The organism is Acinetobacter sp. CS-2, assembly GCF_016599715.1.
Classification (GTDB): Bacteria; Pseudomonadota; Gammaproteobacteria; order Pseudomonadales; family Moraxellaceae; genus Acinetobacter.
Genome location: NZ_CP067019.1, coordinates 2408819 through 2423116, shown reverse-complemented (window position 1 = coordinate 2423116; position 14298 = coordinate 2408819). Strand labels below are relative to the sequence as shown.

Genomic DNA, 14298 nt, shown 5'->3' with positions numbered 1-14298 from the left:
TAAAAAGAAATTGTTCTGAGGGAAAAAACATGCGTTTAGAACTTGATAACGACATGATCACAAATTTGGTACAGCAACATCGTTGGGCTGCAACGGGTGTGTCTGATTATCCACCGCGTGATCCATTGGTTGGTCAAAGTCGGTTCTTTAAACGCTTTAAAACCTTTATTCAGACGGTCGATCATAACGAAGAGCAGTTTGCTCATGTATTTGCTGTAGAAGCAGAATGGGGGCGTGGTAAATCTCGCCTAGGTCATGAACTGATTGCACAAATTAACGAATCATCGAAAGGTTGGTTTGTACGTGATGAAAAAGGTCAATTACAGGACCAAACACTGTTTGATCAAGCTAAACGTGATGAATATTTAGCGTTATATATTCGCTATTCACAGGTGGCATCAGATTATCAAAACTCAGATAACTGGTTTGCTTATGGCTTGTATAAAGCTTTACTCCCACTTGCCACCCAAGAATTTGATCATTCCATTCAAAGCGCAATTGCGAGTCAGGCCTATCAGCGTTTAAAACCAATTGGCTTTTCTTCACAAAAGTTAGCTGAGATATTACAACTTGATAAAAAGCATTCTGAAGAAACACTTTATGAAGAGGTGAATCTAGTTGTAGGTTTGGTTCAGCAAGCTTATGAATATATTAAAACATTTGGTATCCAATATATTTTAATTGTATTAGATGAATTAGAAACCGTTGCTGAAGCAGCTTCATTTGGTTTGGAAGATGACAATAATCAGCGTTTAGATGGGCAAGCGATTCGCCTCATTGGTAAGGCAATTAAAGAAGAAGATCCCCGCCGTAAACTGCCATGGTTACGTTATGTTGCTTTATGCTCACCGCTGTTGGGGCAACAACTTCGAGAGATTCAGTCAGTTGCTCGACGCTTTGAATTAGTCGAGCTTGAACACAACGCATTTGCTGATGTGTCCGACTACGTTGAAAAACTTAAAGAGCAAAAGAAACTCACCTACGACTATCCAATAGGATTGGTTGAAGCAGCTTATGCGATGAGTGCAGCTAACTTTGGTTGGTTTAATGTCATCATGGCGAATATTGATGCTGTATTAGAGCAATATAGACAAGCCAATAAAGACGTTGCAGATATCGGTGAATTATTTAATGCTGTTTTAGAGGGCTCTGGACGTGTGGAAAAACATGTACTCGATAACGGAGCGATTAAAGGGATACAATCCCGTGACCAAGAACTTCTGAAACAATGCCAAACATTGTTATATGGTCAATTGCCACTACCGCTTGCTGAAATGAAAAATGCAGATGCAATATTTGCATTAAAGAATGAACATCAAGAACCTGTGGCAGCACGATATAAGCTGATTTACTTAGATCGTTTAGATTGTCGTAAAGCATTAGAACAGGCAAAGTTCGTTCGTGAAAAGAACGATGAATGGTTATATCCTGCTGTTGAGCAAGTTTTAAGTTTAGAGACATTACTGGATAACTTAAAAACATTCTCTATCCGAGAGCAGAATCATGAAGGCAAACAAGCTTTCTTGATTCCTTTATCGAAAATCGAATTTAAGTATTTATTAAATCTACTTTACGATCATCCTGCTGTTGAATTTGCAGCAGATGCTTTGTGGCAAAGTATTGTCGGTCAATCTTTGGAACTTCCGGAAGAGGAAGCAACACATATTGGCCCAAGCATCTCGATGCTGATGAATTTAGATATTCGTTATAAAAGTGCTCAGCAAAACTCTTTAATTTTTAAAGAGCCGAGTATGAGTGATGGGCTAGAAAAAGCCTTGGATGAGTTGCAGCAAAAAAGTAGTCAGCAACCTTTATTAAAGCTTGCAACACGTGTGACAGGTCTTATTCGTTTGTTGGATGTGAATTGGTCTTATAATCAATCTATTTATCCAACCTCAGCAAATAGTAAGGCGAATGGTCTGGTAATTTTGACCGAACCAAGCAATGGTTTGATTACCTTAGATTCATTGAAGTTGCATCATAAAGGGAAAGCATTATTCGCTTGGTCAAGCAATCGTCAAGAACTTGATGCACTTCATGAGTTTTCAGCAGAATATTGTAGACAGTTTGGGCGTACGCCTATTTTGGCTTTAACGGCCTCCGTAAATCTGTATGAGCAATACATTCGTTTAGATGCCGAGGACACATTGCGGGATGCAATACTGCTGCATTATATAAATCCAACCGAAGTGGACCAGTTGGAACGTATTGGTCTAGATCTAGAAGTATGTAAAAAATACAAGATTAACTTGAATTTAGACAGTTTTATTAAAAAGTTTAAAAACAAATTAAAAGGTATTGCGGACAATGTTCAACAGGCTATTTTAAATTGGCGACAGCATCTGAATAGTAAAGGTCAAATTGCTTGGCCATTACGCATAGATGGAAAGTTATCAGAAGAAGAGCGTAGTATTCTATTCAAAGCATGGTATCAATTGGCCATAGAGCAGAAAGAACGTACTGCTATTCTTTCGGCATCCTTCAAGGATGTCGATGTTAAAGAAGTTGAGAATGTTTTAAATAAACTTAAAGTACCGTTAGCCTATGAGGCGAAAGGTTATCAGAAACATGAACATGCTGGCTTGTTCTTGAATTTAGATACACCGCAACTGAGTGTGGCAGATATCCCTATCTTTTTTGCCAACCTTGCCAGCTTAGATAAAGCTGAGAACACGTGGAGCTTAGAAAAAGCAGAACAAGCCTGGTATTTTGGTTATGTCGGATTTACAAAAAACACCAGTAAACATGTTTTTGATGACTGGATGTGGTGGTGTAATCAATTACATTTAATCGAGATTCAGGACCCGACAGCACATAAAGCTATTTGGAAGACATATCCAGTAGTAAAGCTTGCAAACATGATTGAAGAGGCACAATTATGGTTTGAGGGTAAGGCAGAAGATAGCTATGCAAAGCAAATAGAGATACTTGCAACGACCTATGGTTATGATCAAATTCAACATCATTTTGCACCGCTAAACAGTACAACCTTAGGGGTTCAAACGGTAGAGGCAAAAGATCGCTTAAGCCAAGCGAAAAATTTATTTGGGCAACTCAAAGTTGCAACCGAGTCATTAGAGCGTATCGTTTCTAAAGATGATGTTCTTAAAATTAAACCACTTTTAAAGCAAAGGACGGAAATCCTTTCTTTGGTTGAAAAAGTCAAACCACTATATCTACAAAAGACAGCATTAAGAGATGTAAATACTTTAGATATTGCTGATCGGCAGTTGTCTCTTTATGAAAGAGTACAACAAGCAACGCTTTATGCAGAAAAAGTACAAGCCGCTTGTTATAAAATCAAAGTGCGCAGTATGGCGCTGATTGACATCATGGAAGCAGATGCTCAAGCGCATCATGATTGTTCGGTATTAATTTTTAAGAAGTGTCTAAATACTATTGGTAATATTGTTGATGCTGTTTTAAATAATGAGAATCCTAGTGAAACAGCGAAAAAACAAATTCAAGCAAGTAGTGATACCTTTATCCATGCACTGCGGACAATGAATTTTGTTGAAGCGGATAAGAAACTATTAGAGCTTGCGGATGAAGTTGGACTAGATGTTTATACGAATATTCCAAAGGATATTGGTCATATTTCGACTGGTTATATAGTTCCGAACTACAATAAATGTTTGGAGCTACATGAAACTATTATTTCAAACTTAGAAAAGCATCGCTCTAAAGTTCAAGAATTGACAGTTAAGTTGTCTGGTGCTGAGGCATTAGCCCAGTTCTCTTCTGACTTAGAGAATCTAGAAGAAATTGAAGACCGTATTTCAATTTTGGAAGAAAGTCTGAGTTATATAGAGGAGGATGTAGATAAGTACCGTGAAAAATATCGAGAACAAATGCAAAAAGGGGATTTTTCTTCTTTGGAAGGTATAGCTGATCGCTTTTACAATACTGTTCGGCAGCAATTAAACTCTTCTGTTGCAAGTAAATTGTTAGTAATTGAAAATCACTGTACAACTTATAAAAATGAAAAAATTAATTTGTTGCGGCAGGAATTTCCAAGCTTAAAGCCATTGTTTGTGGGGCAAGTAAATCATCAAAACTTTATAGATGAAAATGAGCTAGGTGCACTTAGTCTCAAAGATTTAGAAAAAGCATGTAACGAAAAATTGAAGCAGTGGGCTACACAAGCAGAGGAAGTTCTAAACCCTTTAGGGCTTGATTTACCAACTTGGAAAAAAGCACATGATGCTATTTCAAACAATCAAGAGCAGATTCCATTGAGCGTAGAGCAACAGCAAAAATTAGTTGAAGCTGGGATCTTAAAAATTAAATTATCTTTTGCGTATTAGTCAGGGGGAAGGCTTTGATTTTTCTCTCTGAATATTTATCAGGTGTGAGCAAAGGCCGTATTTTAAAACGGTTGATCAAGCCTGAAATTGCAGGTCAGGTATTACCTCTATCTGGGGTATTACTCGTTAGTGCGAAAGAGCTGAATATAGACAATATTCATTTTTATGTAGATTGGTCTCAACAGGCAGGCTGTGCACTCTTGATACTTGAACCTCATGAACAGTTGATGGAACTCTGTAAGCAAACGACTTTGGGATTAGATTGGACGCTTGAATATAGTGAACATGCGATCTGTGAACATGATGCCTTTGAGTTTCAAATATTGCAATCAGAAATATTACAGGCATTAAGTGGATATCGTGGTAGTTATGAGCCAGCACAACATCATATAGGTGATTTAGTTCATACCCGTTATATACGAAGACATTCGAATAGTGGTGTCTTTGCGGTGACAACTTTACCTCTATGGTCAGTGAACCTACTTGATGCGGCGAATCAAGTGAAAGCGTGGTTGACTTGGTTTCTTGATCATTGTGGTACCAAGTCAGATGAAGTTCCTGTTATTGAGGCTGTTAATACCTATACGCTGAATCAACTAGATTATACCGTTTTGTTACTGGTGCATATTTTACCTGAGTATTCATCAAGTGAGATTAGAGAAAAAATTGAGTACCTAGGGGTTTTTGATTTGAATCAGCTAGATATTCTCAAACGATACGGGATACTTGAGAATGAGAAGTTTATAGCCAATAAAAATCTCACACAAAAAGGTCTTAGTGCCTTGCAGGACTCCTCTATTTGGAATTATGCCGAACCTTTAGCTCAGCAATTAAAGGACTAAACTATTTTGAAAACAATAAATCTTGCTCAATCTCTTGCGATTGACAGTCAATTAAGATTACCGGGAAGTGCTGGACGAATATTAAAAAATATTCGAGATATTGAGAAAATTGCTCCAATGTTTCGTGATGTGGGGTTGGTTAAACCTGTACCGAAATTAAGCATAGTTGATATGAATCTAGCGGGTATCTCTACACGATCTTGCGTCACAAAAGCACTAGGTGGCTTTATTTATGTCAGTGCAGCGCTCCGTGTAGATCTACTGATTGAGCAAAACAAATTAAGTTCTGGCGCAACAGACAGCATTTCTGAATTAGATGATATTGATTTTGAAGCCCAAGCTAAACGTTTAGAGTTGATACAGATTCGACAAACCTATTCCTTGCTGGAAAAGATTTTCAATTCTGCTCATAGCTATAATCTTATCTTGATTGATACACCTTTTTTTCTAGCAAGGGATATGGCTCCACTTGATAGACATAAAAAACATAAGCAAGAGTATGAAAAAACTAAAAAAGTGATTGAAAGCTTTTGGGATCGGTTTCGTCAGTCAATTTTTCCTTGGAATCCAAATGGACCAGTCGTTGCAAGTATTTTGGCTGAGCGATTCTCAGCAATTGTAAGTATTGCTAAGCAAGATTTACGAACTGCTGAAGGTAGGAGCCAGATCCTAGAAAATGATGGATTTGATGCGCTCATGATTAAGCAATTGGACGAAATTGAAGAACAGCTTATAGGGATTGGTGATTTAAGGTTTATTAATGGAATACTTGGTAATTTTACAAGAACCATTGCCTTTAGGTCACATCAATCAGAAAACCGAATTGAACCTGTTAAGGAAGTACAACAAGGTTTGATTGGTTTTCATTTTAGAAGTTCTAGACAAGGACAAATTAAATTCGTCCAACTCGTTGGGGATGAGCCTGCTTGGACCAGCGAATCACTTGATATTGTCGCATCAAGATTAATGGCACTGGATATGCAAAATAAAGGCAAAGCTATGCCATTGCCACAATTACTAGGTTATCAACAATTAAATATATTGCCTCAATTCGCGGAGTTTTATCGTAAAGGCTTACACAATGCTGTGAAGCAAAATGAAGTCGAATCGGGTTGGTTAGAGAGTCTAGAAGGGGAAGAATAAAATGGCTTATAAAGTACTAGGTAAATTAGTTGGAAATACGGGTGATGCAAGCCAATTAACTATGGTTGTTCAAGACTCTTTTTCTGTGCGCCGTGGCGAGTTTGTACGTATCATGCACCAAGAACGTCAGGATGAAGGTGACGTGGCTGTTTTAGGTCGTGTCGTTAAAATTAACCGATCTAATATGTTGTATAACTTGGGTTTTGGTGATGGTGTTACTGAATTAGAGTTATTACCAGGTGCTAGCGTCACGGGTGAAAATATTTATGCCCAAGTCGAGTTGGTAGGTTATCGAGACCCTCAGACGCGTCAAATTAAAATACCTCGACGTCCTTTAAATCCAGGTACAGCAGTTGAAACTGTTGATTTCCAGTTTCTAAGTGATTTTTATGAATTTAATGAGCATACAAGCTTACATTTAGGCAATTTGGTCGGCTATGACAAAGGCCAAAATACGGTACCTGTATTTATTGATGTGAATAAACTGGTAACTGAGCATATGGCTATTTTAGCAATGACAGGCTCAGGTAAGTCCTATACCGTAGGTCGAATCATTGAAAGATTAGTGACCTTAAATAATGGCACAGTGGTTGTATTTGATCCGCATGGCGAATATGGAAAAGCCTTATCTAAAGGCGAGTTGCAGTTCTCAAATCATTTTGATGATATAGATGATGTACGAGATCAAGAAACCTTGCCTAAAATTAAAGAAACTTTTGAAAAATTACAAAAAGCTGGAGCAGGGATTCAGATTTATTCACCTCAGCAAGAATCATTTAAGTACAAATACGCCAGTAAAAATATTCCACTTGCTTTGCAATTTGACCATTTTGAAATGGATGATATTGCCGAGATTCTACCGGGTTTAACGGAGCCACAACAACGTGTACTTGATGTGGCTATTCGTTATTGGAGAGCGACTGATAAGACAGAACCTAGAGATATTAATCGTTTAAGATATTTCTTAGGGGATGGTATTGAAGAGTTAAAAGAATGGGATGATTTATCAGAAGCTGAAGCAAAAGCCCTTTCTGGACGTAGTGCCGCCGTTGCGTCTATGAAGTTATCTCGAGTACTTAACGAAGCACAGAGTTTTTATTCTGCGACAATGAAAGAGCCAACAGATATTTATAAAATGGTTGGACGTCCTACAAATCAACAAGGTCGCCTCGTTGTAGTGGATCTACAGGGCTTAAGTGATACAGCAAAACAGGTTGTATGTGCTTTGCTGTCTAGTGAAATTTTGAAAGCTGCATCGAGTAAAACGGATCCACTTCGACCATGTTTTATTATCTACGAAGAGGGACATAGTTTTGCACCTGCAGGTGGTAATGCTGTAAGTCATCGAGTCATCAAAAAGATTGCAGGTGAAGGGCGTAAGTTTGGTGTTGGATTTGGAATCGTGAGTCAGCGACCATCTAAACTTGATTCCGATGTCACATCTCAATGTAATACATTAATCACAATGAGATTAAAAAACCCAGATGACCAACGATTTATTGCTAAAGCATCTGATATGGTGAGTAAGGCTGATTTAGATGAACTACCAAGTTTATCTACTGGTGAAGCCTTGGTGTGTGGCCGCTCAATCCCTGCGCCTTTATTGGTCAAGGTGGGAAGTAAAGCATTAATTCATGGTGGTGAGTCTCCAGAAGTATTACGTGTTTGGGGTAGTTTTAATGGTTGAAACCAATGTCCCTTCGCTTGAATGGGTGCAACAAAGTTTTCCCATCACTACGAGTGGCTTGTTGGGCGATCGTGATGTATTAGTTCATAGCATTGGTTGCAGTATTTGGAATACATTTGGGCATGAACAGGGCTATATGGCTATTGTTGAGTGTCCAGCGCCAAATACACATGCCGCAGATATACGCTCTGATTCTGGATGGTTTAATAAGCATCAGAGTCATCCTAGCTACTTAATAGAGTTTGAGCGCTATCAAGGGATTCAAGACCAATATAAAATTGAATGCAAGCTTAAAAACTTGATGGATGCTTGTAGTCGCTGGGAATTCAAGCCAAAAGTACTCATTTTGAGTGTTTGGAGCAAAGGCATAGTTACTTCTCCCGACTTAACGGCTTTGAAAAACATATTTTATCGTGGGTTTACAAGTTCTAAAGGCCTTCAGATTCAGTTGCCATCAACAATTACAGTGATATTAAATCGATTTTATTTTGTTGATAATGGCACTAGTATTAGCTTGCACGATATTAAAAGTGAGTTGTTAAAGTGAATATTCGTTCAGCACATTTTCTACCCGGAAACCAAAAGCAGCTAGGTAATCAATACTTGCTACTAGAATGCTTAGGTGATGGAAGTCATGGTTGGGTATGGCGTGCTGAACGTCTAGTAGATGGTGAAATTGTCGCTGTTAAAATTCCCAAAGACATTACCAAGGAAGATAGAGAGTTAGCAGAAGGTAAGGAGTTATTAGGATTAGATCCTCATCCCAATATTATTAAAATTTATGCTATGGGGCGCATTGAAAAAGAGTGGTTTTACATCGAAATGGAATATTTTCCGAGCCAGACATTGGCTCAGAAAATGGATGTCATTGGTTGTAAGTTCGGTCAAAGTTATGAACGTATTTTTAAGATTTATAGACAAGTTTTAAATGCGATTCAATATCTAGCTGAACTTGATGTTCCAATATCTCATGGAGATATTAAACCTCATAATATTCTTATTGGTGATAATGACTTAGTAAAGTTGACTGACTTTGGTAGCTCAGCACTGCCAGAAGAAATTTATGTACGTACGCGAGAGAATGGTGGTACAGTTTTATATTCTGCACCAGAATTCTCTTATGTTTCGAGTCGTAAAGGGAGTGCCCAGGATCTATTGTTAGGTGATATCTATAGTTTAGGTGTTTTGCTATATCAACTTTTAACGGGTCAATTACCTCACGATACTCCAGCAGCAGTATACAGACATGTACATTTTCCTAAACCATCAGAGTTAAATAAATCGATTAATGAGAAATTAGACTTATTTATTCTCAAATGTTTGGAAAAACAGCCTGGAAATAGATTTCAAACTATCCAAGATTTAAAGGAAGAGTTTGAAGAGGCTGTTAAATTTCAGAAAATAAATACTATTTCTTCAGCTATAAAACCAATAAGTGAAAATAGAGATTGGTCTTCTCAAGTTTTAGAGCTAATTTCAGAAAGGAAATACTCGAAAGCAGCTTATCTATCGAAGCAAGTTTTTGATACAGAAAGAGATCTATTGGCTTTGCATCAGCATTTAAGTGCATTATACAAAGATAAAAGGTATTTAGAATTTTCTAAAGCTGTTAAAGAGTATCAAGCTTACATAATACAAAATAGAGGTGATGATGACTTAGAGTTATTAGAGCTCATCATCAAAGTTTCATTACTGCAAAGAAATCTTTCTGAAGCAAATAAATGGATTGAGCACTTAAAAGTTAAATTTACCTCAAATTCTTCTGAATATATGCATTTGAAAGCTATTTCATTGGGTTTGGATGCACAATATTCAGAGGCTAGAAATTTACTAGAATGTTTAAATGAGAAGGAACCACGTCAAATTAAGATCATCAAACAACTTATTCAAGTCTGTGAACAATTACGGGACTATAATTCTGTTGTTGGATATCTTAAGCTGGCGCTAAGATTAAACCCTAATGATATAAACCTTCTAGAAAAGAGAGCTTTTTATCAAAAAATTAGTTTGATGTAAAAGGTTATATTTGATATTAGGTTTTTCTTCCTTCCTCTTTAATATAAAAAGAGGAAGGAGGTAGAGATGGTTATAAAAGTTTATATCTTACGGGTTTGTTCATTTTTTGAATTTTTCTTTCACTAATGGCTATTTTTAACCATTCATTTACTTGTGATTTATGTAATTTAGAATGTTGAATGATTTCGTCGACAGTGCTTTCATCTAAATTTGCTTCTCGTAAAAAATCCAAGAAATAATTGTAAAAATCAAAATTTTTCACAAAATCTTTTGGGTTTGGGTTTGGGTTTGGGTTTGGGTTTGGGTTTGGGTTTGGGTTTGGGTTTGGGTTTGGGTTTGGGTTTGGGTTTGGGTTTGGGTTTGGGTTGAACATATCAATCTGGTGATTAATCACATCAACAGGAGGGTGGGATTCTATAGGTAGATCAAGTTTGAATAGATGTTCTATAATTGATAAATTATCGAGAGTAGTATTTATAGGTCTACCACCTTGATTGATCAAGAAAGTATTAGCTGAGTTTTGATCATCATTAGGTTTTATATATATAGGAACCCAACCTTTTCTCAGGTTTTCTTGAGCACCAGCAATGGTTCCTCCTTTAAGCCCCGAGTGCACTACTAAACTTGAATCTGCTAAACAATAAATATACTTATTTCTTGCCATTGCATTTCCAGTCGAGAATCCTGCTTCAGGATAAAACGGAGAGATGAGAACAGCTTGTTCATTCATCAGTGCAGAGCGCCATTTTTTGCTTGTAATATGCTTAAGTAAACTGTCAGCCATTACACCGACGGTCATACCGTGATTATTTACAGCACCAAGCATAGCACTTTCATCAATACCTTTAGCTCCACCAGAAATAATGGAGACACTTTCGAAAGATGCTTTCGCTCCAATAGTTTCAGCATATTTCAAATCAGATACATTGGCACTTCTTGAGCCAACAACAGCGAGTCCAGGATAATTTAATAATTCTTTTGAACCACACCCAAATAATACAGGTGGTGCATCCTGCTTGAGTCTCTGTTTTAAGCGCCAAGGATATTCACTATCAGCTCTAGTGATTACCCAGAGTCCAGACCTTGACCATTTTTCCAAGTTTAATGCCATACTATGACCACGGCCTAGTAGATATAATAGGCGAGTACTAGAAATTTTTGGATCTTGCCATTCTATTAAAATATCTTTTACTTCACGAGTAAGTAAATCTTCAGGAGTATGCTGATTCTCATGAAGCCACTTTGCGAATCTTCCCCATTCAGTAGGTGTCAGCGGTTTATGCTCAGAGTCATTAGCTTTGGTAAAATAACTAGTTAATAGAATAATCGCTTGAGAGCTTTTGCTTAAATTCATGATTCGTTTACCGAAGTGGATGCTAGAGCGACAGGAAATACTTCACCACTTCCATGCTGCCTAAGTAGAGCAGCAATAACGGTGAAGGTCCATCGGGAATCGACCATGTCATCTATAAGAAGAACAGGGCTATTAGGAATTTTACTCGAAATTTCGAATACACCATCTAAATTTTTACATTGGTGGAATCTATTGTTTTGGAACTTCTGAGGTTCATTCTCTTTAATTTTAGAAATAACATCAATAAACGGAATACCTAGCTTATTGGCTAATTTTGCTGCAAAATCAGGTACAAGAGTTTTATGATTTAACGAAGGTACACAACATATCCATTGAGGAGTAGGACTAGGTTTCCATCGTTGAGTTATCATATCAGCAACAGCATTTACTAATTCATCACTAAAGTAATTTTTTTCTTTACCTTCTTTAACGAGATGTCCCCAGCCCGCATCACCCCAGCGAGATAAAACTCTTCCTTCTTGAGCACTTAAAGAACCTAACTGTCTAGGGAGTGTATATATTTTAAAAGTATTTATATGTTCTTCATTTGAAGTAGCAATTTGCTTACGTGGTTCTATAGGTTGTTCGGTATGTTTAATAAAACTCGCAGCTTTATTTGCGAGATTTGAATTAATCTTGATATCTATAAGAGGCTCGGATATACAATTAGAACAAATTCCACATTTATCAGTATTTTTGTCATCCAGATATTCTCTGACTAAATGCATATAGCATTTATCAGTATTGATAAATTGAAGCATTTGTTGCCATTCTTGTTCTCTAATAGCAGTTATCTTACTAATATGATCTGTATTTAATTTATAATGAACAGGATTTCTAGACCAGGATTTACCTGTAGAGCTAGAGACAGGGGATGGATTTTCCGTACGTAAATATTTTAAAGCATGTTCAATTCTTTTAGCTGGCAAATTAGCTGATTTTTCTAGTTTTTCTAATGATAAGCTTTCGACATTGTCTAAAGCTTTGGTGGTGTATCAAAAAGTATGCTAAAAAAAAGCAGGTTGAGTTTTGATAAAATAGAGAAATGCAAATAACTCTAGAAATCAAATGTCCAACCTGCCTCAGTGACAATATAAAGAAAAATGGCATCAAAGTAGATGGGAAACAAAACTACCAATGCAAAGACTGCAAACGTCAGTTTATTGGTGACCATGCTCTGAGCTATCTAGGATGTAATTCTGGCATTACTCGTAAAATATTACAGTTAATGGTCAGAGGCAGCGGTATACGAGATATCGCTGAAGTTGAGCGCATTAGTATCGGTAAAGTCTTACGGACTTTAACTGAATCGGCCTATCAAATTCAGCCTAAACAAAGTCATTATGAATCTCTCGAAGTAGATGAATTCTGGACTTTTGTTGGAAATAAAAATAATAAACAATGGCTTATTTACGCCTACCATCGAGAAACAGGTGAGATTGTTGCTTATGTTTGGGGTAAGAGAGATTTAGCTACAGTCCAAAGGTTGAAGACAAAGCTTAAACAATTAGGTATTCACTACACCCGAATTGCAAGTGATCATTGGGACAGTTTCATCACTGCTTTTAAAAACTGCAAGCAAAGTATTGGTAAGTTTTTTACTGTAGGAATTGAAGGTAATAATTGCAAAATAAGGCATCGAATAAGGCGTGGTTTTAGAAGAAGTTGTAATTTCTCCAAAAAGCTTGAAAACCATTTTAAAGCCTTCGACTTAACCTTCTTTTACATCAATAATGGCTTCATTTAATGTCAGCATACTTTTTAAAACACCACCAAAGCTTTTAATATACCCACTATTTCATACTCTTTAGGAAATGCATTTTTTCTAAAAAAATTATGAATCAGTTCATCTTCATAACCATTTAAAAGTATTCCAATAGCTGAGTTGATTCCACGTCCAGCACGACCCACTTGTTGATAGTATGAAATAACTGAGTTTGGTGCTTGATAATGAATAACAAAGCCTAGATCGGGTTTGTCATAACCCATTCCTAAGGCTGAAGTAGCAACTAATGCTTTAATATCATTATTAATCAATAGTTGTTCTAGATGTTCTCTATATAAGTCGGAATCCAGCTGTCCAGCATCGTTTTTAAAGTCGTTGTGTTTGATACCACTATAGTAAGGTAAAGCTTTAATACCATTAAAGTTTAACCATTGAGATACAAATTCAGCATCATTTTTTGTTAATACATAAATGATACCTGTTCTTTGTATGAGTGGTAAATTTTGAACTAGCCAAGCTAATCTACTTGGCTGATCGGCTAATTTAATAGTTTGTAGTGCAAGATTATCTCTGGTTAAGGTGCCTCGTATTATTTTTATATCGCCTAGTTGCTGCTGAATATCTGAGATAACCCTATCGTTTGCAGTTGCAGTTGTTGCTAATAAAGGTAGATTATTTGGTAAGTTTCTAAGAATGTTCACAATTCTTCTATAGTCGGGTCTGAAGTCATGTCCCCAATCTGAAATACAGTGTGCTTCATCAATAACAAGCATGGAAATTGTATTTGAAATAGGCATTAATACTGTTTCTATAAAATTTTCATTGGCGAGTCGTTCAGGTGAAATTAGTAAGCAATCAATTTCGTTGTTTAAAATTTGATGAGTTACTGAGTTCCATTCAGCTCTATTAGAAGTATTAATTGTAGCTGCTCTGACTCCTAATTTTTCTGCGGCTTCAACCTGATTCCTCATTAGAGCAAGAAGAGGGGAAATAATAATAGTTGGGCCTAATCCTTGATCTCTAAAGATTCTAGTGCTTATGAAATAAACTGAGCTTTTTCCCCAACCAGTTCTTTGAACGACTAGAAGTTTTTCACGTTTATTTGTTAGTGCTTCAATAGCTTCCCATTGCCCATCTCTAAATTTTGCAGTTGGATTGCTAAGAGCTTGTTTAAGTAAGCTTTCTGCTTCGTGAATTAACATGGACCCTCTGAAATATCTGGA

10 protein-coding genes are annotated in these 14298 nt (G+C 36.8%); 7 read left to right on the top strand and 3 right to left on the bottom strand.

Annotated features, from left to right (window positions below; genetic code table 11):
• The first annotated feature begins 29 nt into the window (after positions 1–29).
• The 6 genes from JFY49_RS11880 to JFY49_RS11855 are packed head-to-tail and all read left to right on the top strand — an operon-like array spanning position 30 to position 9995.
• A complete protein-coding gene (locus JFY49_RS11880) occupies positions 30–4307 on the top strand; it encodes a hypothetical protein (protein WP_200223059.1) in 4278 nt (1425 codons plus the stop codon).
• A 14-nt stretch (positions 4308–4321) separates the two neighbouring features.
• Positions 4322–5149 carry a hypothetical protein gene (locus JFY49_RS11875; RefSeq protein WP_195728698.1) on the top strand — a complete coding sequence of 276 codons (828 nt, stop codon included), beginning with the start codon at positions 4322–4324 and terminating at the stop codon, positions 5147–5149.
• Positions 5150–5155: 6 nt separating this feature from the next.
• A complete protein-coding gene (locus JFY49_RS11870; RefSeq protein ID WP_200223058.1) occupies positions 5156–6292 on the top strand; it encodes a hypothetical protein in 1137 nt (378 codons plus the stop codon).
• Position 6293: 1 nt separating this feature from the next.
• Complete coding sequence (locus JFY49_RS11865; RefSeq protein ID WP_200223057.1) at positions 6294–7979, top strand: ATP-binding protein; 1686 nt, start codon at positions 6294–6296, stop codon at positions 7977–7979.
• Positions 7972–8526, top strand: coding sequence for a hypothetical protein (locus tag JFY49_RS11860; protein WP_200223056.1), 555 nt, complete (start codon positions 7972–7974; stop codon positions 8524–8526). Before JFY49_RS11865 ends, JFY49_RS11860 begins: the two co-directional genes overlap by 8 nt.
• Positions 8523–9995 (top strand): serine/threonine-protein kinase, encoded by a 1473-nt coding sequence (locus tag JFY49_RS11855; protein WP_195728700.1) that lies wholly within the window; start codon positions 8523–8525, stop codon positions 9993–9995. Before JFY49_RS11860 ends, JFY49_RS11855 begins: the two co-directional genes overlap by 4 nt.
• A gap of 70 nt (positions 9996–10065) precedes the next feature.
• Here JFY49_RS11855 and JFY49_RS11850 read toward each other — a convergent pair whose 3' ends face one another.
• Entirely contained in the window at positions 10066–11349 is a 1284-nt protein-coding gene (locus tag JFY49_RS11850) for a DNA-processing protein DprA (protein ID WP_200223054.1), read from the bottom strand.
• Positions 11346–12278: a RecQ family zinc-binding domain-containing protein gene (locus tag JFY49_RS11845; protein WP_200223053.1), complete on the bottom strand. Its 933-nt coding sequence runs from the start codon at positions 12276–12278 to the stop codon at positions 11346–11348. The genes JFY49_RS11850 and JFY49_RS11845 overlap by 4 nt, the downstream gene beginning before the upstream one ends.
• A gap of 116 nt (positions 12279–12394) precedes the next feature.
• Here JFY49_RS11845 and JFY49_RS11840 point away from each other — a divergent pair, with 116 nt between their 5' ends.
• Complete coding sequence (locus JFY49_RS11840) at positions 12395–13096, top strand: IS1 family transposase (protein WP_004693132.1); 702 nt, start codon at positions 12395–12397, stop codon at positions 13094–13096.
• 14 nt (positions 13097–13110) lie between these two features.
• On the opposite strand, the gene JFY49_RS11835 is transcribed toward JFY49_RS11840, so the two are convergent.
• Positions 13111–14277, bottom strand: coding sequence for a RecQ family ATP-dependent DNA helicase (locus JFY49_RS11835; protein WP_200223051.1), 1167 nt, complete (start codon positions 14275–14277; stop codon positions 13111–13113).
• Between the last annotated feature and the right edge of the window lie 21 nt (positions 14278–14298).